This window comes from Delftia sp. DLF01 (assembly GCF_014852125.1).
In the GTDB taxonomy this organism is placed as follows: Bacteria; Pseudomonadota; Gammaproteobacteria; order Burkholderiales; family Burkholderiaceae_C; genus Comamonas; species Comamonas acidovorans.
The window spans coordinates 765408-791327 of the sequence record NZ_JACVAZ010000002.1 but is presented as its reverse complement, the minus strand read 5'-3'; the positions used below and the strand labels follow the sequence as shown (position 1 = coordinate 791327).

The 25920-nt window shown below is 67.6% G+C and carries 24 protein-coding genes; 17 read left to right on the top strand and 7 right to left on the bottom strand.

Features of this window, described 5'->3' with window-relative positions:
- Positions 1-41: 41 nt before the first annotated feature.
- On the top strand, positions 42-1868 hold the full coding sequence (locus IB269_RS12010) for an ABCB family ABC transporter ATP-binding protein/permease (protein WP_192367243.1): 1827 nt from the start codon (positions 42-44) through the stop codon (positions 1866-1868).
- 52 nt (positions 1869-1920) lie between these two features.
- Here the strand turns inward: IB269_RS12010 and IB269_RS12005 are convergent, their stop codons facing one another.
- A complete protein-coding gene (locus tag IB269_RS12005) occupies positions 1921-3813 on the bottom strand; it encodes an alpha/beta hydrolase family protein (protein WP_192367242.1) in 1893 nt (630 codons plus the stop codon).
- Positions 3814-4043: 230 nt separating this feature from the next.
- Between IB269_RS12005 and IB269_RS12000 the strand changes: the two genes are divergently transcribed.
- The 7 genes from IB269_RS12000 (at position 4044) to IB269_RS11970 (ending at position 11372) form a co-directional block, all read left to right on the top strand.
- A complete protein-coding gene (locus tag IB269_RS12000; RefSeq protein ID WP_012203281.1) occupies positions 4044-4802 on the top strand; it encodes a GntR family transcriptional regulator in 759 nt (252 codons plus the stop codon).
- A gap of 115 nt (positions 4803-4917) precedes the next feature.
- Entirely contained in the window at positions 4918-6009 is a 1092-nt protein-coding gene (locus IB269_RS11995) for an aromatic ring-hydroxylating oxygenase subunit alpha (protein WP_013804187.1), read from the top strand.
- 98 nt (positions 6010-6107) lie between these two features.
- A complete protein-coding gene (locus IB269_RS11990; protein ID WP_047326188.1) occupies positions 6108-6581 on the top strand; it encodes a MarR family winged helix-turn-helix transcriptional regulator in 474 nt (157 codons plus the stop codon).
- A 258-nt stretch (positions 6582-6839) separates the two neighbouring features.
- On the top strand, positions 6840-8192 hold the full coding sequence (locus IB269_RS11985) for an MFS transporter (RefSeq protein WP_192367241.1): 1353 nt from the start codon (positions 6840-6842) through the stop codon (positions 8190-8192).
- Positions 8193-8222: 30 nt separating this feature from the next.
- On the top strand, positions 8223-9323 hold the full coding sequence (locus tag IB269_RS11980) for an aromatic ring-hydroxylating dioxygenase subunit alpha (protein ID WP_192367240.1): 1101 nt from the start codon (positions 8223-8225) through the stop codon (positions 9321-9323).
- 32 nt (positions 9324-9355) lie between these two features.
- Positions 9356-10318 carry a PDR/VanB family oxidoreductase gene (locus IB269_RS11975; protein ID WP_192367239.1) on the top strand — a complete coding sequence of 321 codons (963 nt, stop codon included), beginning with the start codon at positions 9356-9358 and terminating at the stop codon, positions 10316-10318.
- A gap of 106 nt (positions 10319-10424) precedes the next feature.
- On the top strand, positions 10425-11372 hold the full coding sequence (locus IB269_RS11970; protein WP_012203287.1) for a 2-hydroxyacid dehydrogenase: 948 nt from the start codon (positions 10425-10427) through the stop codon (positions 11370-11372).
- Between the two features lie 16 nt (positions 11373-11388).
- Here IB269_RS11970 and IB269_RS11965 read toward each other — a convergent pair whose 3' ends face one another.
- Entirely contained in the window at positions 11389-11820 is a 432-nt protein-coding gene (locus IB269_RS11965; RefSeq protein ID WP_318652152.1) for a hypothetical protein, read from the bottom strand.
- A 116-nt stretch (positions 11821-11936) separates the two neighbouring features.
- Between IB269_RS11965 and IB269_RS11960 the strand changes: the two genes are divergently transcribed.
- Positions 11937-12593, top strand: coding sequence for a TetR/AcrR family transcriptional regulator (locus IB269_RS11960; protein WP_192367238.1), 657 nt, complete (start codon positions 11937-11939; stop codon positions 12591-12593).
- Between the two features lie 156 nt (positions 12594-12749).
- Here the strand turns inward: IB269_RS11960 and IB269_RS11955 are convergent, their stop codons facing one another.
- The 3 genes from IB269_RS11955 to IB269_RS11945 are packed head-to-tail and all read right to left on the bottom strand — an operon-like array spanning position 12750 to position 15666.
- Positions 12750-13793 (bottom strand): DctP family TRAP transporter solute-binding subunit, encoded by a 1044-nt coding sequence (locus IB269_RS11955; protein ID WP_012203290.1) that lies wholly within the window; start codon positions 13791-13793, stop codon positions 12750-12752.
- A 32-nt stretch (positions 13794-13825) separates the two neighbouring features.
- Positions 13826-15124 (bottom strand): TRAP transporter large permease, encoded by a 1299-nt coding sequence (locus IB269_RS11950; protein ID WP_043819923.1) that lies wholly within the window; start codon positions 15122-15124, stop codon positions 13826-13828.
- On the bottom strand, positions 15121-15666 hold the full coding sequence (locus IB269_RS11945) for a TRAP transporter small permease (RefSeq protein WP_192367237.1): 546 nt from the start codon (positions 15664-15666) through the stop codon (positions 15121-15123). The genes IB269_RS11950 and IB269_RS11945 overlap by 4 nt, the downstream gene beginning before the upstream one ends.
- 206 nt (positions 15667-15872) lie before the next feature.
- Here IB269_RS11945 and IB269_RS11940 point away from each other — a divergent pair, with 206 nt between their 5' ends.
- The 5 genes from IB269_RS11940 (at position 15873) to IB269_RS11920 (ending at position 20453) form a co-directional block, all read left to right on the top strand.
- A complete protein-coding gene (locus IB269_RS11940) occupies positions 15873-16808 on the top strand; it encodes a LysR substrate-binding domain-containing protein (RefSeq protein WP_170962088.1) in 936 nt (311 codons plus the stop codon).
- 444 nt (positions 16809-17252) lie between these two features.
- Entirely contained in the window at positions 17253-18152 is a 900-nt protein-coding gene (locus IB269_RS11935) for a transporter substrate-binding domain-containing protein (protein ID WP_063327262.1), read from the top strand.
- 112 nt (positions 18153-18264) lie between these two features.
- Positions 18265-19017: an amino acid ABC transporter permease gene (locus IB269_RS11930; RefSeq protein WP_043819928.1), complete on the top strand. Its 753-nt coding sequence runs from the start codon at positions 18265-18267 to the stop codon at positions 19015-19017.
- Between the two features lies 1 nt (position 19018).
- Positions 19019-19690, top strand: coding sequence for an amino acid ABC transporter permease (locus IB269_RS11925; protein ID WP_012203296.1), 672 nt, complete (start codon positions 19019-19021; stop codon positions 19688-19690).
- A gap of 25 nt (positions 19691-19715) precedes the next feature.
- Entirely contained in the window at positions 19716-20453 is a 738-nt protein-coding gene (locus tag IB269_RS11920; RefSeq protein WP_012203297.1) for an amino acid ABC transporter ATP-binding protein, read from the top strand.
- 55 nt (positions 20454-20508) lie between these two features.
- On the opposite strand, the gene IB269_RS11915 is transcribed toward IB269_RS11920, so the two are convergent.
- Positions 20509-21453: a MurR/RpiR family transcriptional regulator gene (locus IB269_RS11915; RefSeq protein WP_192367236.1), complete on the bottom strand. Its 945-nt coding sequence runs from the start codon at positions 21451-21453 to the stop codon at positions 20509-20511.
- A 77-nt stretch (positions 21454-21530) separates the two neighbouring features.
- Between IB269_RS11915 and IB269_RS11910 the strand changes: the two genes are divergently transcribed.
- The 3 genes from IB269_RS11910 (at position 21531) to IB269_RS11900 (ending at position 24851) form a co-directional block, all read left to right on the top strand.
- The gene (locus tag IB269_RS11910; RefSeq protein WP_192367235.1) at positions 21531-22715 is read left to right on the top strand and encodes a M20 family metallopeptidase; all 1185 of its coding nucleotides are present in this window, start codon (positions 21531-21533) and stop codon (positions 22713-22715) included.
- 14 nt (positions 22716-22729) lie between these two features.
- The gene (locus IB269_RS11905; RefSeq protein WP_099734665.1) at positions 22730-23746 is read left to right on the top strand and encodes a Bug family tripartite tricarboxylate transporter substrate binding protein; all 1017 of its coding nucleotides are present in this window, start codon (positions 22730-22732) and stop codon (positions 23744-23746) included.
- 76 nt (positions 23747-23822) lie between these two features.
- A complete protein-coding gene (locus tag IB269_RS11900; protein WP_192367234.1) occupies positions 23823-24851 on the top strand; it encodes a Bug family tripartite tricarboxylate transporter substrate binding protein in 1029 nt (342 codons plus the stop codon).
- 24 nt (positions 24852-24875) lie between these two features.
- Here the strand turns inward: IB269_RS11900 and IB269_RS11895 are convergent, their stop codons facing one another.
- Positions 24876-25865 carry a Bug family tripartite tricarboxylate transporter substrate binding protein gene (locus IB269_RS11895; protein ID WP_192367233.1) on the bottom strand — a complete coding sequence of 330 codons (990 nt, stop codon included), beginning with the start codon at positions 25863-25865 and terminating at the stop codon, positions 24876-24878.
- Positions 25866-25920: the final 55 nt, after the last annotated feature.

Genomic DNA, 25920 nt, shown 5'->3' with positions numbered 1-25920 from the left:
GGGCACAATCGGGTCAATATAACAACCGAGAATTGTCTTTCATGCGACGCGAGAGCGCTTCCCCTACGGATTTACCCTTAGTCCCAACCCCGGCACCGTCGCGGGACTGGAACGCGCTGCGGCGCCTGCTGCCCTACCTGTGGCAATACAAGTGGCGCGTGCTGGCGGCGCTGGGCTTCATGATCGGGGCCAAGCTCGCCAACGTGGGCGTGCCGGTGCTGCTCAAGCACCTGGTCGATGCGCTGGATCTGAAGGCCGGCGACGCCCGCGCGGTGCTCGTCGTGCCCGTGGCCCTGTTGCTGGCCTACGGGCTGCTGCGCTTTTCCAGCTCGCTGTTCACCGAACTGCGCGACCTGGTCTTTGCCAAGGCCACGCAGGGCGCCTCGCGGGCGATTGCGCTGTCCACCTTCGAGCACCTGCATGCGCTGAGCCTGCGCTTTCACCTGGAGCGCCAGACCGGCGGCATGACGCGCGACATCGAGCGCGGCGTGCGCAGCACCGAGTCGCTGATCTCGTATTCGCTCTACAGCATCCTGCCCACCTTCATCGAAATGGCGCTGGTGCTGGGCATCCTGGCGCTGCGCTTCGACATCTGGTTCGCGGTCATCACGCTGGCGGCGCTGGTGTTCTACATCACGTTCACCGTCACGGTGACCGAGTGGCGCACGCGCTTTCGGCGCGAGGCCAATGCCCAGGAGTCGGCGGCGCACACCAAGGCCATCGACTCGCTGCTGAACTATGAGACCGTCAAGTACTTCGGCAACGAGGGCTTCGAGGCGCGGCGCTATGACGAGAACCTGGAGGCGCTGCGCCGCGTGCGCCTCAAGAGCCAGACCACGCTGAGCATGCTCAACTGCGGGCAGCAGCTGATCATCGCCACGGCCCTGGTCGCCATCCTCTGGCGCGCCACGCAGGGCGTGGTGGACGGGCGGCTGTCGCTGGGCGACCTGGTCATGGTCAATGCCTTCATGATCCAGCTCTACATCCCGCTGGGCTTTCTGGGCGTGATCTACCGCGAGATCAAGCAGAGCCTGACCGACCTGGAGCGCATGTTCACCCTCATGGACAAGGAACGCGAGGTGGCCGACGCGCCCGGCGCCCGGCCCCTGCCGGCCGACGGCGCGCCGCCCGAGCTGCGCTTCGAGCATGTGGACTTTGCCTATGACCCCGAGCGCCCCATTCTCAAGGACGTGAGCTTCACCATTCCGGCCGGCAAGACCGTGGCCGTGGTCGGCCCTTCGGGCTCGGGCAAGAGCACGCTGGCGCGGCTGATCTTCCGCTTCTACGACGTGCAGGCCGGCCATGTGCGCATCGCCGGGCACGACCTGCGCGAGCTGACCCAGGACAGCGTGCGCGGCGCCGTGGGCATCGTGCCGCAGGACACGGTGCTCTTCAACGACACGGTGGAATACAACATCGCCTACGGCCGCCCCGGCGCCAGCCGCGACCAGGTGGTGGCCGCCGCGCGCGCCGCGCGCATCCACGACTTCATCCAGGCCACGCCCCAGGGCTATGCTACGCGCGTGGGCGAGCGCGGCCTCAAGCTGTCTGGCGGCGAAAAGCAGCGGGTGGCGATTGCGCGCACCCTGCTCAAGGACCCGCCCATCCTGATCTTTGACGAGGCGACCTCGGCGCTGGACTCGGCCAACGAGCGCGCCATCCAGGCCGAGCTGCAAAGCGCCGCGCGCAACAAGACTGCGCTGGTGATTGCCCACCGCCTGTCCACCGTGGTCGATGCGCACGAGATCCTGGTCATGGATGCCGGGCGCATCGTCGAGCGCGGCACCCACGCCCAGCTGGTCGCGGCGGGCGGGCGCTATGCGGACATGTGGGCGCTGCAGCAAAGCGGGGAGCCCGCCGTGCTGTAGCGCGGGGCGGCCGAGGGACTGGGTGGCCGGGTGGCCGGGCGCCTGGACGGCTTCAGGGCTTGAGGTGCGTGACCAGGAACTGCTCCATGGCCTCGTAGAACTCGAACTTGTTCTCGTCGTTGTGAAAGCCGTGGCCCTCGTTGTCCTTGACCATGTACTGCACCTCGACGCCGCGCTCGCGCAGCGCCTTCACCACCTGGTCGCTCTCGTCCTTGTTCACGCGCGGATCGCGCGCGCCCTGGGCGATGAACAGCGGCGCCTTGATGCGGTCCACATGCAGGGCCGGCGAGGTGGCGGCCAGGCGCTCCCTGTCGCGCTCGGGATCGCCCACCATGGCGTGCATCTGGTCCAGCAGCGGCTTCCAGTAGGGCGGAATGGTCTTCATGAAGGTGAACAGGTTGGACACGCCCACATAGTCCACGGCCGCCGCATACAGGTCGGGCGTGAAGGCCACGCCGGCCAGCGTGGCATAGCCGCCATAGCTGCCGCCGTAGATGCCGATGCGCGCAGGGTCGGCAATGCCCTGGTCGATCAGCCAGTGCACGCCATCGGTGATGTCGTCCTGCATCTTCAGGCCCCATTGGCCGAATCCCGCTTCCCAGAACGCGCGGCCATAGCCCGTGGAGCCCCGGAAGTTCACCTGCAGCACGCAAAAGCCCCGGTTGGCGAGGAACTGTACCTCGGGGTTGTAGCCCCAGCCGTCGCGGGCCCAGGGGCCGCCGTGCGGGTTGATGATGCAGGCCAGGTTCCTGGGCTCGCGGCCGGCCGGCAGGGTCAGGTAGCCGTGGATGGTCAGGCCGTCGCGGCTGGTGTAGCTGACGGGCTGCACGCGCGACATGGCGGACTCGGGAATGGCCGGGTTGATGTCGGCCAGCTTGGTCAGCGCATCGGCGGCCGCGTCGTAGATGTAGCGCGCGCCCGGCGTGCGGTCGTTGAAGGCGGCGACGATGAACTTGTCCTCGGCGCGGTTGGCGCCCTGGATGGCGAAGTCGTAGCCCTGCAGCTGCGCGGCCAGCCGGCCGTACAGGGCTTCGGTCTCGGCATCGAAGAAGCGGTACTGCGGCTTGTCGGTCTGGTAGGCGGCCAGGGTGAGCACGCGGCGCTTGCGCGAATAGGCCGCCGCGCCCAGATCGACTTCCTCGGGCACGAAGATTTCCTCTTCCTCGTCGGGCCGGGCCGGGTCGATGACCACCAGGGCCAGCTTGTCGCGGCCCCGGTTGGACAGGGCGTAGAGCTTTTGGTCGTCGAAGGTGAAGAAGGCCGGGCTGACGCTGGTGCGGTAGTCGGTGGTGATCAGGGGCTGGAACTCGCCGGCCTCGTCGTCGCGGTAGAGCAGGGCGCTGTTCAGGCCGTCGCTGGCCACGGCGGCCCGCACGCGGCCTGCGTGGTCGGTCTGCCAGCCGACGATGTTGCCGGGGTTCTGCGCCACCAGTTGCGCCGCGCCCGTGTGCACATTCACGCGGTACACGTCGAAGACCTCGGCATCGCGCTGGTTGTGGCTGATCAGCACATGGTCGGGGTCGTCTTCCAGGTCGTCCTCGATGCTGGCGCGCACGCCGTCCCAGGGCGTCAGGTCGGTGGCCTGGCCGCTGCGCGCGTTGACCGCCTGCACGTGGAAGTTCTCGTCGCCGCCGAAGTCCTTCTGATAGAGCACCACATCCGAGCCCTTCCAGAAGAAGTTGCTGATGTCGCGCTCGGTCTCGGCCGTGATGCGGCGCGGCTCGCCCACAGGGGTGCTGCCCTCCAGTGCCTGCACATGAATGTTCATGCGCGCCGGATGGCCGTCCACGCTGACCGGCTGCATGAAGCCCAGCATGCTTCCGTCATCGGCCAGGCGGAAGAAGCCGCGCTCCGGATTGCGGAAGAAGTCCTTGATCGGATAGGCCTGCGGAGCCTGCGCATCGGCGCTGGCATCCCGTGCCAGGTTGAGGATGTGGGCGGCCATGGCGGGGTGTCGGGAAAACGTCGGCAAGGGTGACCTCCTGGGTTGCAGCGGCAGGGGAAAAAGGGAGCCGGCCATGATGCCATGGCGATGTATACAAACAGGCGGGTCACTGTCTTTGCTGGGATTGGTTGTATACATTTGATTGGTGTTTTCCCGTGTTTTTGCGGAAAAATGCACCATGAATCGCCTTGGATGTATACATTCACGCCATTCCATCCAGACAAAGCCCCATGAGCCCCCAGCTTGCCCCCGCCGCCTCCGAAGCGGAAAGCCACTCCCAGGTCATCAAGGCCCAGCTGCAACTGCGCGAGATGATTCTTGCGGGCGAACTGCCCGCAGGCGAGCGCATCGCCGAGCTCACCGTGGTGCAGCGCCTGGGCATCTCGCGCACGCCGGTGCGCGCCGCGCTGATGCGGCTGGAGCAGGAAGGCCTGCTCGAAGCCATGGCCGGCGGGCGCGGCTACCGCGTGCGGCTGTTCTCCGAGGCCGATGTGGCCGATGCCATCGAACTGCGCGGCACGCTGGAAGGCCTGGCCGCGCGCTGGGCGGCCGAGCGCGGCGTGGCCGAGCCGCTGCTGGCCCAGGCCGGCCGCTGCCTGGATGCCATCGACCGTGTGCTGGAGACGGCCGACTGGGGCGATGAGGCCTTCTCGCGTTATGTGGCGCTGAACTCCGAATTCCACGACTTGCTGCACTCCATGGCCGGCAGCAGCGTCATGCAGCGCGAGCTGGAGCGCGTGGTGCGCATGCCCTTCGCCTCGCCTTCGGGCTTTGTGCTGGCGCGGGCCGAATCCCCGCGTGCGCGCCACAGCCTGATGGTGGCCCAGGACCAGCACCGCCAGGTGCTGGACGCCATTGCCGCGCGCGAGGGCGCCCGGGCCGAGGCGCTGATGAAAGAGCACTCGCGCATTGCGCGCCGCAACCTGCGCGAGGCCGTGAGCGAGCCCGGCAGCCACGCGGTTCCTGGCGTGCAGTTGATCCGAGCCTGATTCGAGCCCGATCCGCGCTTGATCTGCGCTTGATACGTGCCGGCGGCCTCGGCCGCCCGTGCCCCAGCCACCGCAGCGCCAAGGACTGCGGACCCCACCCATAAAGGAGACCCCCATGAGCACATTCCCCAAGAACACCTGGTACGTGGCCGCCACGTCCGACGAGATCCAGGACAAGCCGCTGGGCCGTCGCATCTGCGGCGAGCGCATTGCGTTCTACCGCGCGCAGCACGGCGTTGCCGCCGTGGAGGATTTCTGCCCGCACCGCGGCGCGCCCCTGTCGCTGGGCTTTGTCTGCGAGGGCAAGCTGGTCTGCGGCTACCACGGGCTGGAGATGGGCTGCGACGGCAAGACCATTGCCATGCCGGGCCAGCGCGTGCGCGGCTTCCCCGAGATCCGCAGCTATCCCGTCGAGGAACGCCACGGCTTCATCTGGGTCTGGCCCGGCGACAAGGCGCTGGCCGATGCCGCCCTGATTCCGAAACTGCCCTGGCACGACAACCCCGAATGGGCCTACGGCGGCGGCATGTTCCACATCCAGGCCGACTACCGGCTGATGATCGACAACCTCATGGACCTGACGCACGAGACCTATGTGCACGCCAGCTCCATCGGCCAGGCCGAGATTGACGAGACGCCCTGCAAGACCGAGACGCGCGGCGAGGGCGCCGATGTCGAGGTCGTCACCAGCCGCTTCATGAACGACATCCCCGCTCCCCCGTTCTGGAAGATGGCGCTGCGCAGCAACGGCTTGGCCGACGAGGTGCCCGTGGACCGCTGGCAGGTCTGCCGTTTCACCCCGCCCAGCCATGTGTTGATCGAGGTCGGCGTGGCCCATGCAGGCCACGGCGGCTACGACGCGCCCGACGAACACAAGGTCTACAGCATGGTGGTGGACTTCATCACGCCCGAGACCGAGGAGTCCATGTGGTACTTCTGGGGCATGGCGCGCCGCTTCAATCCGGGCGATGCCGAAGTCACCGACCGCATCCGCGAGGGTCAGCACAAGATCTTCAGCGAAGACCTGCAGATGCTGGAGCTGCAGCAGCGCAACCTCAGTGCCCACCCCGACCGCAAGCTGCTCAAGCTCAACATCGATGCGGGCGGTGTGCAGTCGCGCAAGGTCATCGACAAATGGATTGCGCAGGAGCAGCAGGCGGCGGCGGTGGCCGCAGCAGCGGCCCAGCCTGCCGCCGCCGTGGCCTGAGGCTGCCGGCATGGCCAGGCCAGCAGGCGCGGGCGGTGCCGGGGATGGGGTAACCTCGGCGGGCTTCAACCCCAGGGCCGCAAGGCCTGCCGCCACCGATGGTCCACTCCGCCTCCGATCCGCTTTCCATCGACCTCTACGACCAGCCGGGCCACCTGATCCGGCGCGCGCAGCAGATCGCGGCGCAGCTGTTCCGCGACGTGCTGGGGCCGGACGTGACGCCCGTGCAGTACGCCATCCTGCGCATGCTGCAGGAAAAGCCGGGCATCGACCAGGTGACGCTGGCGCGGCTGGTGGCGCTGGACAACTCCACCACGGCCGACATCGCGGCGCGCCTGGAGGCCAAGGGCTGGGTGCTGCGCGAGATCCTGCCCCGGCGCCAGCGGCGCCTGACGCTCACGGCCGAGGGCGAGACCATGCTGGCCGGCTTCGTGCCCAATGTCCACGAACTGCACGAGCGCATGCTGGCCGCGCTCGAACCCCAAGAGCAGGCCGAGTTCAAGCGCCTGCTGCGCAAGTTCGTGCAGCTGCACGACGTGCGCGAATCCACGGAAACATCGTCCGCCGACTGAGGGCGGCCTGGCCGCCAGCGCGCATGGCGAGCCGACCCTGATCGGGGAAACCCGGTATTTGACGTACATCATCATTCAGTAAACTGAATCACATTCAGCATACGTAATGAACTGCTGAAAACGGCTGAAAACACAAGAAAGCTCGGCCAGAGCTTCCACCCCAAGGAGACCCACGATGACTGCCTGCCTGCTTGCCCCTCACCTGCAGCGGCCCCGCGCCGCCGCATCTTCCATCCCCTTTTCGCAGGGGGTGCGGCCATGAGCGCCGATCTGCGCGCCAGCGTGGACCAGCGGCCCATGACACGCTTCCAGTGGTCGGTCATAGCCCTGTGCATGGTGCTCAACATGATCGACGGCTTCGACGTGCTGGTCATGGCCTTCACGGCCTCGGCCGTGTCGGCTCACTGGCAGCTCAGCGGCGCCCAGCTGGGCTTTCTGCTCAGCGCGGGCCTGTTCGGCATGGCGGGCGGATCGCTGCTGATCGCGCCCTGGGCCGACCGGCTGGGCCGCCGGCCGCTGATCCTGGCCTGCCTGGCCCTCTCGGGCGTGGGCATGCTGGGCTCGGCCTTCAGCCACAGCGCCATCCAGCTTGCGGCGCTGCGCGTGCTCACGGGCCTGGGCGTGGGCGGCATCCTGGCCTGCAGCAACGTGATTGCCAGCGAATACGCCTCGCAGCGCTGGCGCAGCCTGGCCGTCACCCTGCAGTCCACGGGCTATGCGCTGGGCGCCAGCATTGGCGGCTCCATCGCGGTGTGGCTGCTGGGGCGCCATGACTGGCGCGCCGTCTTCCTGTTCGGCGGCTGCGTGACGCTGGGCGTGCTGGTCCTGGCCTGGTGGCGACTGCCCGAATCCATGGACTTTTTGCTGGCGCGGCGCCCGGCCGGCGCGCTGCAGCGGCTCAACGCCCTGGTCGGCCGGCTGGGCCTGCCCACGCTGGTGGCGCTGCCGCCTGCCGCGCCCGCATCGGCGGGGCCGGCGCGGCGTGGCCCGCTGCAGCTGTTCGCGCCGGGCCTGCGCCGGCCCACGCTGCTGGTCTGGCTGTCCTTCTTCGCGGTGATGTTCGGCTTTTACTTCGTCATGAGCTGGACGCCCAAGCTGCTGGCCGCCTCGGGCCTCACGCCCGAGCAGGGCGTGACCGGCGGCGTGTTGCTGAGTCTGGGCGGCATCCTGGGCGCCACCTTGCTGGGCCTGCTGGCGGCGCGCTATCCCGTGCACCGCGCACTGGCCGGCTTCATGCTGGCCACGGCCGTGCTGCTGTGCTTCATCGTGAGCAATCCGGGCTCGCTGCTGCTGTCGTATGCGCTGGCTTTTCTGATCGGCGTCTTCGTCAACGGCTGCGTGGCCGGGCTCTATGCCATCGCGCCCATGGTCTATGGCGGCGAGGTGCGTGTGACCGGCGTGGGCTGGGGCATAGGCATAGGGCGCATCGGCGCCATCGTCTCGCCCATGGTCGCGGGCTCGCTGCTCGACGCCTCCTGGTCGGCCAGCCAGCTGTACGTGGGCTATGGCGCGGCCTTCGTGTTCGCGGCCTGCATCGTGTCGCTGCACCGGCTGCAAGGGCCCGAAGCCGGCAGGCCCGCAGCCACGGGCCGCACGCTGTCGGCGCATTGAGCGCGACTTGCAGACAAGAAGGAGAACCCCATGACCGAATGCACCACCATTGCACCTGCCTCCACGCCTGCCCCCACACCCTCCTCCACGCCCGCCTTCCCGCTGGACCAGTGGTATGTCGCCGGCTTTGCCTGGGAGCTGCAGGACGCGCCGCTGGCCCGCACCCTGCTGGGCCGGCCCGTCGTGCTGTTTCGCACGCCCGATGGCAGCGTCGCCGCGCTGGAAGACCGCTGCTGCCACCGCGAGCTGCCGCTGTCCTGCGGCACGGTGGAGGCGCGCGGCCTGCGCTGCGGCTACCACGGCCTGCTGTTCGACCGCGCCGGGCAGTGCCTGGAGATTCCGGGCCAGCAGCGCATACCGCCCAAGGCCTGCGTCAAGTCCTTCGACCTGCGCGAGCGTGATCAGATCCTCTGGATCTGGATGGGCGCCACGCCCGATTCCGTGCCCGCGCATGAGCCGCCCGCCTATCCCGTGCACGGCGATGCGCGCTACCGCTTTGGCGGCGATGTCTACCACTACGACGCGCCCTACCAGCTCATCCACGACAACCTGCTGGACCTCAGCCACCTGGGCTATGTGCACCTCAAGACCATTGGCGGCAATGCCGGCGTCCACATGAATGCCGAGCTCAAGGTCCGCCAGGAGGGCGACAGCGTCACCGTGCTGCGCTGGATGCCCGACTCCGACCCGCCGCCCACCTATGCGGCGGCCTGGCCGTTCGCGGGCCGCATCGACCGCTGGCAGGAGGTGGAGTTCCACCCCTCGCACGTGCGCATCTGGACCGGCGCCATGGATGCGGGCAGCGGGCAGCTGGACGACCCGCAGCGCGAAGGCTTTCACATGCGGGGCTTTCACGGCGTGACGCCGGAGACCGAGCATTCGGCCCACTACTTCTGGACCATCGCCACCAACCCGCATCCCGACATGCAGGACACCACGCGCCTGGTCATCGACCAGACGGCCGCCACCTTCGAGGAGGACAAGGTCGTCATCGAGGCCCAGTTCCGCAACCAGCAGCGCTTTGGCGCGCGCCCCGTCATCGACATCCACGTGGACGCAGGCCCCAACCGCGCGCGCCGCGTGATCCACCGGCTGCGCGAGGCCAGCGCACGTGCGCTGGCGGCGGCCTGATTTTTCCGAACCCCTCCATTCCCACGTTTCCCATGCAAGCCAACCCCATCCTCCAGGTGCGCGTCGCGCGCAAATGCGCCGAGGCGCAGGACATCTGCAGCCTTGAACTCGTGCCGCTGGACGGCCAGAGCCTGCCCGCCTTCACGGCCGGCTCGCACATCGACCTGCACCTGCCCGGCGGCCTGGTGCGCCAGTACTCGCTGTGCAACGACCCGCAGGACACCGGCCGCTACGTGGTCGGCGTGCTGCGCGAGGCCGCCTCGCGCGGCGGCTCGGCCGCCGTGCACGAACAGGTGCAGGAAGGCCAGCAGATCGCCATTGGCGCGCCGCGCAACCACTTCGCGCTGCATGCAGACGGCCCTGCGCGGCATCTGCTGCTGGCCGGCGGCATAGGCATCACGCCCGTGCTGGCCATGGCGCGCCAGCTGGCGCGCGAGGGTGCCGATTTCGAACTGCACTACTGCGCGCGTTCGCGCGAGCGCATGGCCTTCACGGCCCTGCTGCAGTCCATGCCCTGGGCCGACCGCGTGCACCTGCATGTGGATGGCGAGGGCGCGCTCGACATGGCGCAACTGCTCGGCGCCCCGCAGGCGGGCCTGCACCTGTATGTCTGCGGCCCGCGCGGCTTCATGGACGCGGCCCTGGGCCATGCCCGCGCGTCGGGCTGGGGCGAGGACAGCCTGCACTACGAGTTCTTCGCGGGCGAGGCCGTGCAGCGCGAGGGCGATGCCGGGTTCGAGATCGAGATCGCAAGCACCGGCCAGGTGGTGCGCGTGGCGCCCGAGCAGACCGTGGTCCAGGCGCTGGCCGGTATCGGCGTGGAGGTGCAGACCTCGTGCGAGCAGGGCGTGTGCGGCACCTGCCTCACGCGCGTGCTCTCGGGCGAGCCCGAGCACCGCGACATGTACCTGACCGAGGACGAACAGGCCGCCTGCGACCAGTTCCTGCCCTGCTGCTCGCGCGCCAAATCCGCCCGGCTGGTGCTGGACCTGTAGGGCGGCACTGCGCAGGGCCCCTGGCGGGTGGACAATGGGTTTTCCCTTGCCCACAGCCCGTTGAAGCCGCTGATTTCCCTGCGGCAGCGGGCGCCGCTCTTTCGCCATGCAACCTGCCCTGCTTGTCCTGAACTTCAACGCCGAAGGCCATCTGCGCCAGATGGCCCAGGCCTTTCCCTCCTTCGACCTGCTCTACGCGCCCGACGCCAGCCAATGCGAGGCGGCTCTCGCCGAGCACGGCGCACGCATCCAGGCCGTGCTGACCATCGGCTCCATCGGCCTGTCGGCCGCGCAGATGCAGCGCATGCCGGCCCTCAGGCTGGTCTGCGCGCTGGGCGCGGGCTACGAGAACATCGATGTCGCCCATGCGCAGGCCCATGGCATTGCCGTGGGCAATGGCGCGGGCACCAATGACGACTGCGTGGCCGACCACGCCATGGGGCTGCTGATCGCCTCCGTGCGCGGCCTGGTGCGCCTGGACCGCGCCACGCGCGACGGCGTCTGGCGCACTGCCATGCCGCTGCCGCCCAATGTCTCGCACAAGCGCCTGGGCATCCTCGGCATGGGCGCCATCGGTGCCAAGATCGCCCAGCGCGCGCTGGGCTTCGAGATGGAGATCGGCTACCACAACCGCAGCCAGCGCAGCGAGCTGCCCCACCGCTACTTCGGCGACCTGCTGTCCCTGGCGCAATGGGCCGATGTGCTGCTGGTCGCCACGCCGGGCGGCCCGGGCACGCGCCACCTCATCAACACGCAGGTGCTGGATGCGCTGGGCCCGCAGGGCCATCTGGTCAATATCGCGCGCGGCAGCGTGGTCGATACCGCCGCCCTGGCCGCCGCCGTGCGCGAAGGCCGCCTTGCCGGAGCGGGCCTGGATGTCTACGAAAGCGAACCCGCGCCCCCGGCCGAACTGCTGGACCTGGACGCCGTGGTGCTCACGCCCCATGTGGGCGGCTGGTCGCCCGAAGCCGTGCAGGCCTCGGTGGACCGCTTCATCGCCAACATGCGCTGCCACCTGGAAGGCCGCCCGCTGGTCTCGCCCGTCACGGCCTGAGGCTGGATTCAGCCCTTTACCTCCCAAGGGCTGCTGCCAGGTGCAGCAGTCCCATGACCAGGCAGATGGCCGAGGACACATGCCAGAAGCGGTCGCTGTTGTCCGGGAACCGCGGCTTCAGCCACGGATAGGCCACGGCCCGCGCCACCAGCACCAGGCCGGCCCCGGCCAGCACCGGGCGTATGAAGGGCAGGGGACCCAGCAGGCCCGCGCCTGCCAGCGCATACCCCGCCAGCAGCGACAGCACCACGCCGATGGCCGCCGACACCAGTGGCGGATACCAGTGCCCCGCCTCGGCCATGCGCGCCATGCGCTCGCCGGCACCCATGAGCCGCAGCCCACGTCCCCCCCAGACGATGCAGGCGAAGTGGGCCAGCGCGGCCGCCGTGTCGAACAGGGCGGCGGCCAGGGCCAGCAGTTGCACGCCCTTCACGCCAGGGCTTCCCACGCGCCGGTGTGCTGATGCTTCTTCATGGTGTATTCCTTGGGATTTGCTGCAATGGCCGGCCACTGTAGTGCTTAAACTCCGGGCAGAAAACTCGCCTTGTGCTCAGGTTTTGCCGCATGCCCTCCCATACCTCCGCTACCACTGAATCCCAGAGAAGAAGACAGCCCGTACAGGCCCGTGCGCAGCGCACGCTGCAGGCCATTCTTCAGGCAGCAGCTCAGATTCTGGTCAAGGAGGGCGAAGCCGCGCTCACCACCAACCGCATTGCCGAGCGCGCAGGTGTCTCCATCGGCACGCTCTACCAGTACTTCCCCGACAAGCAGGCCGTTTTCCGCGCCATGGTCGATGGCCAGCGCCGTGCGGCCGTCGCGGCCATCGAGGCCTGGCTGGAGCAGGCGTCGGAACAGGGCCTGCCGCGCGAGGCCGTGGCGCGCGGCGTGGTCGCCTGCATCGTCGAGGGCTTTGCGGGTCGCACGCCTGCGCGGCGCAAGCTGGCGCGCTTTGCCTGGCGGCAGGATGGTGACGAGCGCATTGCCCTGTCCATGCGCGAGACCGCCGAGCGCATGGCCGCGCACCTGCAGCGCTGGGGTGGCCCCTCGCTGTCCTATGCGCGCCTTTACGTGGCCACGCGGGCCGTGCTGGGCACGGTGCGCTTCGCCTCGCTGGAGGCCTCGCCGCTGATTGCCTCGGGCGCACTGGAGGAGCTGCTGTGCGAGATGGGGACAGACATGTTGCTGGGGGGCGTGCAGGGCGCCGGCGCTGCTGCCTCATAGAGGCTGTCCCATTCGCCGAGGTCATCATGGGGCATGGCGTTCGTTGATGGCGTGCCGGAGGCGCGGGCCGTTCCTGCGCAGGAGGATGGCGAAAAAAAGGCCCCGCAGAGCGGGGCCTTTTGCTTCTACCGGAGTGTGCGATCAACCGATAGCATTCTAACGAGTTCGCGCGGCAATGGCTTTCTCCGCCACATCCACCAGGTCGGTGCCGACCTGCTGCTTCCACTTGTCGTAGACAGGGCGCGTGGCCTTGACGAAGGCTTCGCGCTCGGCCGGCGTGAGCTGGGTCACGGTCACGCCGTTGGCGGCCAGGTCCTTGAGCAGGGGCTTGTCGGCCTCGATCATGCCCTTGCGCGCGATCACGATCTGCTCCTTGGCGGCGTCCACGGCGGCCTGGCGCACGATGTCCTGGTCTTCCTTGGTCCAGGTGGCCCAGATGTCCTTGTTGACCACGAAGATCAGCGGATCGTTGATGTAGCCCCACAGCGTCAGATGCTTCTGGCCCACGGACTGCAGCTTGGCGGCCATGTAGACCGAGACGGGGTTTTCCTGGCCGTCCACGGCGCCGCTGGCCATGGCGGGCTGGGCATCGGCCCAGCTCATCTGCGTGGGGTTGGCGCCCAGCGCGGTGAAGGTGTCCAGGAACAGCGGCGAGCCCACGACGCGGATCTTCAGGCCCTTGAGGTCGGCAGGGGTCTTGATGGCGTGCTTGGAGTTGCTGATCTCGCGGTAGCCGTTCTCGCCCCAGGCCAGCGGCACCACGCCGGCCTTTTCCAGGCGCTGGAACAGGCGCTTGCCGGGCTCGCCATGCGTGAGCGCGTCGGCAGCGGCGTAGTCGGGCATGAGGAAGGGCAGGGCGAACAGGTTCAGCTCCTTGATCTGGGGCGACCAGTTCAGCGTGGAGCCCACGGCCATGTCGATCACGCCCTGGCGCAGCGCGCTGAATTCGCGCGTCTGGTCGCCCTGGATCAGGGACACGCCCGGGTAGAGCTTGATGTTGATGCGGCCGTTGGTGCGCTCGCGCACCTTGTTGGCCCAGATCTCGCCGCCCTTGCCCCAGGGAAAGGCCGTGCCCAGCACCAGCGACATGCGGTACTCGCTCTTGTACTTGGCCGGAGTCTGCGCCACTGCGGGAGCGGACGAAAGGGCCAGGGCCGCAGCCGCGGCCAGGCCGCTGGCGAGGAAAGTGCGAAGTTTCATTGCGAAGGTCTCCTTGTTGAATTTTTGGGAAATCAGTAGCCCAGGCGTGCTGGGAGCCAGAGAGCCAGCTGCGGGAAGGCGATCACGGCGATCATCACCAGGAACATGGCCAGCAGCATGGGGCCGACCCAGCGCACGGTGGACTCCATGCGCACGCCCGCGATGCGGCAGGACACCATCAGGTTCACGGCCAGCGGCGGCGTGAACTGGCCCAGCGCCACCTTGAGCGTGAGGATGACGCCGAACCACACCGGGTCCCAGTTGTAGTGCTGCATGATCGGCAGCAGCAGTGGCACGAAGATCAGGAAGATGGAGATGCCGTCCAGGAACATGCCCACGGTGATCAGCAGCAGGATCAGCAGCGCCATCACGCCGTACTCGCCCAGGCCCGAGTCCACGATGGCCTTGGCCACCGGATCGATCACGCCCAGCGTGGACAGCGAGAACGCGAAGATGCCAGCCAGCGACACCACCAGCAGGATCACGGCCGACAGCTCGCCGGCCTCGCGCAGGATGGGGTAGAGGTCGCGCAGCGTGATGGTGCGGTGGATCACCATGCCCACGAACAGGCCGTAGAACACGGCCACCACGGCGGCCTCGGTGGGGGTGAACCAGCCGGCGCGCATGCCGCCCAGGATCAGCACCGGAGCGGCCAGGCCCCAGGAGGCCTCGCGCAGGCTGCGCCAGAACGGCGGGCGCGGCATGGACGATTCCAGCGCACCCATCTTGTGTTTGCGCGACATCCACACGGCGGGAATGATCAGCGCCACGCCGGCCAGGATGCCGGGGATCATGCCGGCCGCAAACAGCGCCGGCACCGAGGCGCCGGGCACCAGCACCGAGTAGATGATGAAGGCCACGGACGGCGGGATCAGGATGTCGGTGGCCGCGGCCGCGCCCACCACGCTGGCCGAGAAACTGCCCGGATAGCCGGCGCGGCTCATGGCCGCGATCATCACGCCGCCCACGGCGGCGGCATTGGCCGGGCCCGAGCCCGAGATGCCGCCCAGGAACATGGCCACGGCAATCGCCACCAGGGGCAGCATGCCGGGGCCGCGGCCGACGATGGCCACGGCGAAGTTCACCAGGCGCAGCGCCACGCCAGAGCGGTCGAAGATCGAGCCCACGAGCACGAACATCGGAATCGCCAGCAGCGGGTACTTGCCCAGGCCCGCATAGAAGTTCTGCGGCACGGCCAGCAGGCCGAACCACTGCGTGTCGGGGCTGGCCAGCGCGATGGCGGCGGCGCCCGCCAGGCCCAGGGCCGCGCCGATCGGCACGCCCAGGAACATCAGGCCCAGGAAGGCGATGAAGAGCAGGGTTGCGATCATTGCGCCTTCTCCCCGGTGCTGTCATCGAAGGCGCCAGGGCGGCCCTGGCGCTGGAACAGCTGCAGCGCGCGCAGCGTGATCAGGGCCGAGCAAATCGGCAGCCACATCGAATACCACCACTGCGGCACGCCGATGCCGGGCGAGGTTTCCTCGAAACGGTAGTCGTCCCAGACCACGCGCACGCTCAGTGCGGCGATCACGGCGAACAGCAGGGCCACCATCAGCGTGCCGAAGCGCGCCAGGCGCTTCCTGCGCAGGGCGCTGCCGCCTTCGGCGAAGTACTCGATGCGGATATGGGCGTTGCGCGCCACGGCCGCCGAGCCCGCGACCATGGCCAGCAGGATCATCAGGAAGACCGAGATTTCCTCGGTCCAGGCGAAGGAGGAGGAAGTGAAGTAGCGCACCAGCACATTGGCGAAGGTGATCAGGGCCAGCAGGGCCATGATCACCACGGTGAGCCAGTCCTCGATGCGCAGCGAACGCGGCTCGTCCGGCTGCGAAGGCGTCTCAGCGGCGCCGTTTTCGGTGGGAGGGGATGACATGGACGCGGGGAGTCAGAAAATTACACATGGCGGGGCAGATGCAGTCACTGAGCTTCCTCGGCGTCGTGTGCCGGGGGCCGTGAGGAAAAAATGTCACATTGGGTAAATGCGGCGCAGCGCCATTATGTGCGCATCCATGCGGTGTGCCAGAGGGACCATCCCTGCCCTGTCAGGCACCCGTCACGGCCCGGCGGATAATGAGGCCCATGGAAACCAAATGGCTAGAAGATTTCGTCAGCCTGGCTGAAACACGCAGTTTCAGCCGCTCCGCCCAACTGCGGCACGTGACGCAACCTGCGTTCTCGCGCCGCATCCAGGCACTGGAGGCCTGGGCCGGCACCGACCTTGTGGACCGCAGCTCCTACCCGACCCGGCTCACGCCGGCCGGCAAGACCATGTATGACCAGGCGCTGGAGATGCTGCAGTCGCTGCAGAGCACGCGCACCATGCTGCGTGCCCACGTCAGCGCGGGCAAGGGCATGGTGGGGTTTGCGGTGCCGCACACGCTGGCCTTCACTTTCTTCCCGAACTGGGTCTCCAGCGTGCAGGCCAAGTTCGGGCCGTTCCGCAGCCGGCTGTTCGCGCTCAATGTGCATGACGCCGTGATGCGCCTGGTCGAAGGCGGCTGCGACCTGCTGATCGCCTACTTCCATCCGTCCCAGCCCTTCCAGCTTGACCCGGCGCGCTACGAGATGGTCAGCCTGGGCCATGAGGTGCTCGCCCCCTACGCCAAGCCCGACGCCGACGGCCTGCCGCTGCACCAGCTGCCGGGCCGCCAGGGCCAGCCGCTGCCTTATCTGGGCTATGCGCCCGGCGCCTACCTGGGCCGGGTGACGGAGCTCATCCTCAAGGAAGCGGCCGAGGCCGTGCACCTGGAACGCGTCTACGAGACCGACATGGCCGAAGGCCTCAAGGCCATGGCGCTGGAAGGCCATGGCGTCGCGTTCTTGCCGTTCAGCGCCGTGCGCAACGAGCTGGAGGCCGGGCGCCTGGTCAGCGCCGCGCCTGCGGGCGACAACGGTTTTCGCATGGACATGGAAGTGCGCGCCTACCGTGAAAAACCCGCCAGCAAGGACGCGCCCCAGGGCGTGGCCGGCGCGCTGTGGAACTTCCTGCTGGAGCAGGGCGAGACCATCGGCTGACACGCCAAACGGCACGCATCAGGAAAAAAAGGGGCTCTCGCAGCCCCTTTTTGCTGCACGTTGGTGCATGCGGGTGCCCGGCAAGAGCCCGACTTGGTGCACGGGTTATGTCTAGGGTAAACACCTATTATGCATAGCATGCATAAGGGCTTTTGCAAACGGCATTGGCTGTGCCACCGGCCCTGGCATTAGAGTGCGCGCACAGCAACCACGCCGTGTGCAGGACCGCCGGTGCGCTGGATCGGGCAAAAAACGCGTGCCATGGCACGGCAGTTGCTTACCTGAATCCGGCTGACGTGCTGGAAAGCCCTAGCACGTGTCGGTGCTCCAGCACCGTGCGTGATTGCACAATATGTGTCACATCGTTGATAGTTCGAGCAAGCCCACAAGGCGACTCGACCGTTCTCATCAAGACCGTTTTCGTTCTCATCTCAGGAGACCCGTATGAAGAAGCATTTGTTGGCCATCGCCGTGACCGCCCTGGCTGCAGGCAGCGCTTTCGCGCAGGCTGGTGACACCCTGGCCAAGATCAAGTCCTCCGGCGCCGTGACGCTGGGCGTGCGTGAATCCTCCGGCCTGGGCTACACGCTGGGCAATGGCAAGTACGTGGGCTTCCACACCGAGATGGGCGAGCGCGTGCTGGCCGACATCCAGAAGGAACTGGGCCTGGCCAAGCTGGACATCAAGTACCAGCCCGTCACCTCGCAGAACCGCATCCCCCTGGTGACCAATGGCACCGTGGACATCGAGTGCGGCTCCACCACCAACAGCCAGGCCCGCCAAAAGGATGTGGCCTTCGCCGTGACCACCTACGTGGAAGAAGTGCGCATTGCCGTCAAGGGCAACTCCGGCATCACCGGCATCAAGGACCTGAACGGCAAGACCATCGTCACGACGACGGGCACCACCTCGGTGCAGACCCTGCGCAAGAACAAGCGCGCCGACGGCCTGACCTTCAAGGAAGTCATGGGCAAGGACCACGCCGACAGCTTCCTGATGCTGGAAACCGGCCGTGCCGACGCCTTCATCATGGACGGCTCCATCCTGGCCGCCAACATCTCCAAGTCCAAGGCACCTGCCGAGTACAAGATCGTCGGCGAAACCCTGTCGGTCGAGCCCATCGCCTGCATGCTGCGCAAGGACGACCCCGCCTTCAAGAAGGCCGTGGACGACTCCATCAAGCGCCAGATCGCCGACGGCTCGCTGGCCAAGCTCTATGACAAGTGGTTCATGCAGCCGATTCCCCCGGCCAACGTGAAGGTCGGCCTGCCACTGTCCGACGCCACCAAGGACGCATGGGCCCACCCCAACGACAAGCCCATGGAGTCGTACGAAGTCAAGTAAGCACCAGCTGAATGCCGCCCCTTCTGCCATGCGGTTGGAAGGGGCGTTTTTTGTTGCGTCGCCGGTTTTTCTGCCGGCACGCATTTCGTGTTTTGAATGAAGGGGTGCTCCTATGAGTTGGGATTGGCAGGTGTTCTGCCAGGACACCATTACCCAAGAGGTCGGTCAAAGCTGCTTCGGCAAGAACGGCGATATCACCTACCTGGACTGGATGCTGTCGGCCTGGGGCTGGACCATTTCCGTGTCGCTGCTGTCGCTGGTGATCGCACTGGTCGTCGGATCGCTGATCGGCACGCTGCGCACTTTGGAGGGCCGGCCGTGGATCGTGCGGCTGGGCAATGCCTGGGTGGAGCTGTTTCGCAATATTCCGCTGCTGGTCCACATCTTCATGTGGTACCACGTGGTTCCGTCCTTTGTTCCTGCGCTGAAGTCGCTGCCGGGCTTCGTGCTCGTGGTGCTGGCGCTGGGTTTCTTCACCTCGGCGCGTATCGCCGAGCAGGTGCGTTCGGGCATCCAGGCGCTGCCGCGCGGCCAGCGCTATGCGGGCATGGCGATGGGTTTCACCACGTTCCAGTACTACCGCTACGTGCTGCTGCCCATGGCGTTCCGCATCATCATCCCGCCGCTGACCAGCGAGACCATGAACGTGTTCAAGAACTCGTCCGTGGCCTTCGCCGTGTCCGTGGCCGAGCTGACCATGTTCGCCATGCAGGCGCAGGAAGAGACTTCGCGCGGCATCGAGATCTATCTGGCCGTCACCGGCCTGTATGTGATTTCCGCCTTTGCCATCAACCGCATCATGGCCTTCATCGAGAAGCGTTCGCGCGTCCCCGGCCTGATCGCTGCCAGCGGCGGAGGACACTGACATGAACCTGCAAATCGACTGGTCGTTCTTCACCTGGGACCTGTTCAGCAACTTCGTGCTGAAGGGCCTGTACTTCAGCCTGACGCTGACCGTCATCGCCACCATCGGCGGCGTGCTCTTCGGCACCGTGCTGGCGCTGATGCGCCTGTCCGGCAAGAAGTGGCTTGATGTGCCCGCCACGCTCTACGTCAACGGCATGCGCTCCGTGCCGCTGGTGATGGTGATCCTGTGGTTCTTCCTGCTGATGCCGCTGATCATCGGCCGGCCCATTGGCGCCGAGGTCTCGGCCATCATCACCTTCATCGCCTTCGAGGCGGCCTACTTCAGCGAGATCATGCGCGCGGGCATCCAGTCCATCCCGCGCGGCCAGGTCTCCGCGGGCCAGGCCATGGGCATGACCTACGGCCAGAACATGCGCCTCGTGGTCCTGCCCCAGGCCTTCCGCAACATGCTGCCGGTGCTGCTCACGCAGACCATCATCCTGTTCCAGGACACCTCGCTGGTCTATGCCATCGGTGCCTACGACATGCTCAAGGGCTTCGAAGTGGCGGGCAAGAACTATGGCCGTCCCATCGAATCCTATCTGGCCGCTGGCGTGACCTACTTCGTGCTGTGCTACTCGCTCTCGTGGGCAGTCAAGCGCCTGCACAAAAAGATTGCCATCATTCGATGAGCCAGCACCCCATTGAGGAATTGCAATGATTGAACTCAAGAACGTTTCCAAGTGGTACGGCAGCTTCCAGGTGCTGACCGACTGCTCCACCAACATCCAGAAGGGTGAGGTCGTGGTGGTCTGCGGCCCTTCGGGCTCGGGCAAGTCCACGCTGATCAAGACCATCAACGCGCTGGAGCCCTTCCAGAAGGGCGAGATCTTCGTGGACGGCGTGGCCGTGCACGATCCCAAGACCAACCTGCCCCAGCTGCGCAGCCGCGTGGGCATGGTGTTCCAGCACTTCGAGCTGTTCCCGCACCTGTCGGTGACCGAGAACCTGACCATCGCCCAGATCAAGGTGCTCGGTCGCAGCCCGGACGATGCCAAGAAGCGCGGCCTCAAGATGCTGGACCGCGTGGGCCTGACGGCGCACAAGGACAAGTTCCCGGGCCAGCTGTCGGGTGGCCAGCAGCAGCGCGTGGCCATTGCGCGCGCGCTGTCCATGGACCCCATCGTGATGCTGTTCGACGAACCCACCTCCGCGCTGGACCCCGAAATGGTCGGCGAAGTGCTGGACGTGATGATCGGCCTGGCCAACGAAGGCATGACCATGATGTGCGTGACCCACGAAATGGGCTTCGCACGCAAGGTGGCCAGCCGCGTGATCTTCATGGACGTGGGCGGCAAGATCCTGGAGGACTGCTCCAAGGACGAATTCTTCGGCAACCCGGAAGCGCGCCAGCCCCGGACCAAGGAATTCCTCAACAAGATCCTGCAGCACTGATCGGCTGCTGCCGGCAGGCAGCAGGCCATCTCAAGACAAGGGCGCTTCGGCGCCCTTAGTCTTTTGCCGCTCTGGAGCGGCCGGGGCTGCGCCGTGCGGCGGTGCGCGGCTCGGGCGTCCTGATCAACTGGTGGTTGAACTCCTTCCACAGCGCGTCGCGCCGGGCCAGGGCCTCGGACACATCCTTGTGGCGCAGCTGGGCCACGGCCGAGACCAGGGCGTTGCACAGGTAGAAGGCCGCCGTGTAGGAGTGAAAGGGCGAGGCATTGGCCGTGCGCACCTGCAGCCAGTGGTGGGCCACGGTGGCCAGCGGCGCGGCGGGGCTGTCGGTGATGGCCAGCACCTGGGCGCCGGCGTCGGCAAAGCGCTGCGCTATCTCGAAGGTGCCGCGCGAATACTGGCTGACGCTGAAGGCCAGCAGCGTGTCCGAGGGGCCGATCCACAGCAGCTGGTCGGCCGGCGCGATGGCTCCGGCATCCAGCTCCTGCACGCCGGGGCGGCACATGTTCAGGTGCAGGGCCAGCCAGGCGGATACCGGTGAGCTGTTGAGCTGGGCCAGCACGAACACGCGGCCCTCGCCCTGGGCCAGCTTGCGGGCCATGGCCTCGAAGGCCGCCATGTCCAGCCCCTCGCGCGTGGCCTGGATGTTGTGCTGGTCGTGCAGCAGCGCATCGTCCACGCACTCGCTCAGGCTGCGCTGCGCGCCCAGCAGCACGGGCGCGCGCTGGGCGGCCGTCTGCAGCAGCGCCGTCACCTCGCCGCGCGCCTCGCGCTGGGCCTCGGCATAGCTGGCATAGCCGAGCTTGGCGAACAGCCGCACCACGGTCGATGCGCTGGTGCCCGTGTGCGCGGCCAGCGCCGTGGCCGACTCCAGCAGCGCATGCGGGTAGTTGCTGCCCAGGGTCTGGGCCAGCGTCAGCTCGCTGGCCGTCAGCTCCGCGCCCTGCTGCGCCAGGCGCTGCGGCAGCAGCAGTGTGGCTTTTTGCAATGGTGATTTCATATTTTTCTTGTATATGCAACGTGTGTTGCAAAATAGGGGGTCGCGTGCAACACTGCATGCACTCTGGAGATTCCACCATGCACGATACCCTCGAACAAAGCCGCGTGCAGCAGCGCGCGAGACTGCTGGACTGGCTGGGCGGTCAGCAGCAGGCCATGCAAGACCTGTTGCACAAAATTGTCGATATCGACAGCGGCAGCCGCGATGAAGCCGGCATCCTGGCCGTGGCCCAGGCGCTGCGCGAGCGGCTGGAGGCGGCCGGCGTGGCCGTGCGTTTCGAGGACGTGCCCGGCTACGGCGTGCTGCTGCATGCCGATGTCGCCGGTCCCGACGGGGACGGCCCGGCCGAAGGCGCACCCATCTATCTGATGGGCCATATGGACACGGTCTTTCCGGCGGGCACCGTGGCGCGCCGCCCCTTCCGCGTGGAAGAGGGCAGGGCCTACGGTCCCGGCGTGGCCGACATGAAGTCGGGCCTGGTGCTCAACGTCTTCGTGGCCGAGGCCTTTGCGCGCTGCGGCGGCCTGGGCGCGCCGCTCAAGCTGTTCTTCTCGTGCGATGAGGAAATCGGCTCGCCCGCCACGCGCCAGACCATCATGGACACGGTGCGCGGCGCGCGCGCCGTCTTCAATGCCGAGCCCGGCCGCGTCAGTGGCAACCTGGTGACCAGCCGCAAGGGATCGATGGCCGTGGAGTTCGAGGTGCAGGGCGTGGCCGCCCATGCGGGCATCAACCACGCAGCCGGCGCCAGCGCGCTGGAGGCCATGGCGCGCAAGCTGCTGGCCCTGCATGCGCTGACCGATCCCGCCACGGGCACGACCACCAATGTGGGCGTGCTGCAGGGCGGCATCGTGCCGAACATGGTGGCGCCCCACGCCAAGGCCGAGCTCGATGTGCGCTACACGGCCCAGACCGATCCCGATGCGCTGATGGAGCGCATCCGCGCCATCGTGGAGGAAGAATCCGTGCCCCGCACCCAGGGCCGCGTCACCGCCGTGCGCCGCACCCTGCCCATGGCGCCCACGCCTGATGCGCTGCTGCAGCTGTACCGGCGCGGCGCGCAGTCGCTGGGCTTCGATGTGCAGGGCGAGTTCACGGGCGGCGCGGCCGACAGCGGCCTGACCGCGTCGGTGGGCGTGCCCACGCTGTGCGCCACCGGCCCCGTGGGCGGCCATCCCCATACCGAGCGCGAGTACTGCGAGCTGGCCACCTTCGTGCCGCGCGCGCAGGCCGTGGCCCTCGCCATCTTTGATCACCCCTGATTGCGCTGATACCCATGAAGAACCTGTCCGTGAACCCCTCCGTCCCCACCCGCCGCAAACTGCTGGGCGCAGGCCTTGGCCTGGCGGGCCTGTCCGCGCTGGCGCCGCTGGCCGCACGCGCCGATGACAAGTACCCCTCGCGCCCGATCACGCTGGTCGTGCCGTTTCCGCCCGGCGGTTCGGTGGACATCATGGGCCGCCAGTACGCCGAGCCCCTGTCGCGCATCCTGGGCGTGCCCATCGTGGTGGAGAACCGGCCCGGCGCGGGCGGCTCGGTGGCCACGCAGTACGTGTCGCGCGCCAAGCCGGACGGCTACACCCTGGTCGTGTCCTCGCAGAGCAGCCACCTGGCCAATCCTCTGACCCAGCCCAAGGTGGGCTACGACCCCATCAAGGACTTCGAGAACATTGCCATCCTGGGCCGCCAGCCCAATGCGCTGATGGTGCATTCCAGCCTGCCCGTGAAGAACTTCCAGGAGTTCATCGAGTACGTGAAGAAGCGCCCCGGCCAGGTCAACTACGGCAGCGCCGGCATCGGCAGCATGGGCCAGCTCAATGTGGAAATGCTCAAGGCCGCCACGGGCATCTTTGCCACGCACATTCCCTACCGTGGCGGCTCGCCGCTGGTCACGGCCGCCATCGGCAACGAGGTGCAGTTCATCCTCGACAACCTGGTCTTCATGCTGCCCCACGTGCAGTCGGGCAAGGTGCGCGCCCTGGTCGTGGCCTCGGAGCAGCGCCTGCCCATGCTGCCCGACGTGCCCACCATGGCCGAGGTCGGCTATCCCCAGCTCAACATGAGTTCCTGGACCGGCATTGCGGCGCCTGCGGGCACGCCCGACGCCATCGTCCAGACGCTGTACAAGGCCATCCGCCAGGCCGCCACGGCGCCGGCCATGGTGGCCAGCCTCAAGGAGCGCGGCGTGGTCGCTCCCGAGGAGATGAGCCCCGCCGCCTTCGAGAAGATGATGGCCGAGCGCCTGAAGCTCTTCGGCGAGGTGGTGCGCAAGGCCCATATCGTGGCCGAGTAAGCAGGGCACGCCCAGGGTGCCCCCAGGGAGCGCCGGATGGCCGGGCGCAGCCGACGTATTTCCATAAGGAGGAGACATGAGCATGACCCCTATCGCCCGCCAGGCTGCCAGCCACCCTTCCCGCCGCCGCGTGCTCGGCGCGGGGCTGGGCCTGGGTGTGCTGGCGCCGCTTGCGGCGCTGGCCGCCGAAGGCAAGGCCGCCGGCTACCCCACGCGCCAGATCAGCTTCATCGTGCCGTTTCCGGCCGGTGGCTCGGTGGACGCCATGGCGCGCCAGTATGCCGAGCCCATGGCGCGCATCCTGGGCGTGCCCATCGTGGTGGAGAACCGGCCCGGCGCGGGCGGCTCGGTGGCCGCGCTGGCCGTGGCGCGCGCCAAGCCGGACGGCTACACCCTGGTCGTGTCCTCGCAGAGCAGCCACCTGGCCAATCCGCTGACCCAGCCCAAGGTGGGCTACGACCCCATCAAGGATTTCGAGAACATCGCCATCCTGGGCCGCCTGCCCAATGTGCTGGTCGTGCCCGCGAGCCTGCCCATCCGCAGCTTCGCGGAGTTCATCGCCTATGCCAAAAAGCACCCTGGCCAGCTCAACTACGGCAGCGGTGGCACGGGCAGCATGGGCCAGCTCAACATGGAGATGTTCAAGGCCGATGCGGGCCTGGACATCACCCATGTTCCCTACCGGGGCGGCACGCTGCTGGTCACCTCGGTGCTGGCGGGCGAGGTGCAGGTGTTCTTCGACAACCTCATCTCCATGCTGCCCCACATCCAGGCGGGCAAGGTGCGCGCCCTGGCCGTGGCCTCCGAGCAGCGCGTGGCGCAGCTGCCCGATGTGCCCACGCTGGCCGAGGTCGGCTACCCGCAATTGAATATGAGCTCATGGACCGGCCTGGCCGCGCCGGCCGGCACGCCCGCGCCCGTGGTGCAGGCCCTCTTCAAGGCCGTGCGCCAGGCCGCCACGGCGCCGGCCATGGTGTCCAGCCTGCAGGACCGTGGCGTGACCCCGCCCGAGGAAATGAGCCCCGCCGCCTTCGAGGCCATGATGTCCGACCGCCTGAAGCGCTTTGGCGAGGTGGTGCGCAGGACGGGCATCGTGGCCGAGTGAGCCTGGCCCGCCAAGGGCCTGCCCTCAGTCCAGCTGCACGCCCACCTCGCGCACCAGCCGCCCCCAGTCCGCCAGGTCCTGGCGCAGCGTGTCGGCGAATTGCGCGGGCGTGGTCCGGGGCAGATCGGTCAGGTTGAGCTCGCCCAGCTTTTTGGCCGTGGCCGGGTCCTGCAGCAACTGGTTGATTGCGGCGTTGAGCTTGTCCACGATGGGCTGCGGCGTTTTGGCGGGCGCGAAGACGCCGTACCAGGAATAGTTGTGGAACGGGTAGCCCGCCTCGGTCAGGCTGGGCAGGTCCGGCTGGCTGGGAATGCGCTTGTCGCCGCTGTGGGCGATGGCGCGCACGCGGCCCGCACGCACCAGCTCCACGGTGGAAGAGGTGTCTGCAAACGCGGCCTGCACCTGCCCGCCCAGCAGGCCCTGCACGCAGGGGCTGCTGCCCTTGTAGGGCACATGCTGCATCTGCAGGCCGGCCTGCTTGAGCAGGAATTCCATGGTCAGGTGCCCGCCCGAGCCCTGGCCCCAGGAGCAGTAGCTGAGCTGGCCGGGCCGGGCGCGCACATGCTCCACGAACTCCTTGAGCGAATGCACGGGCAGATCGCGCGAGACCAGCAGCAGATTGCCCGCGCGCCCTATCTGCGCAATGGGTGCGAAGTCCTTGATCGGGTCATACGCAACCTTGCGGTAGAGGCTGGGGTTCACGGCCATGGACGCCGTGTAGGTGAACAGCAGCCGGTAGCCGTCCGGCGCACTGCGCGCGGCCTGCTCCACGCCGACCAGGCCGTTGGCGCCGGGCCGGTTGTCCACCACGAAGGGCTGCTTGAGCAGCCGGGTCAGGCCTTCGGCAAACACCCGCGCGATGGTGTCCGTGCCGCCGGCGGCGGCCGTGGGCACGATCAGCGTGACGGGGCGGGCGGGGTAGTTGCCGGCATCCTGTGCCGGCTGGGTGTGGCCTGTGCAGGCCATGGCCAGCAGCAGTGCCAGGGCCATGCCGTGCTTCTTCATCGTCTTCATGCACTTGTCTCCTTGTGTCGCCTTGTGTCGCCTTGTGACGCCTTGTGACGCCTTT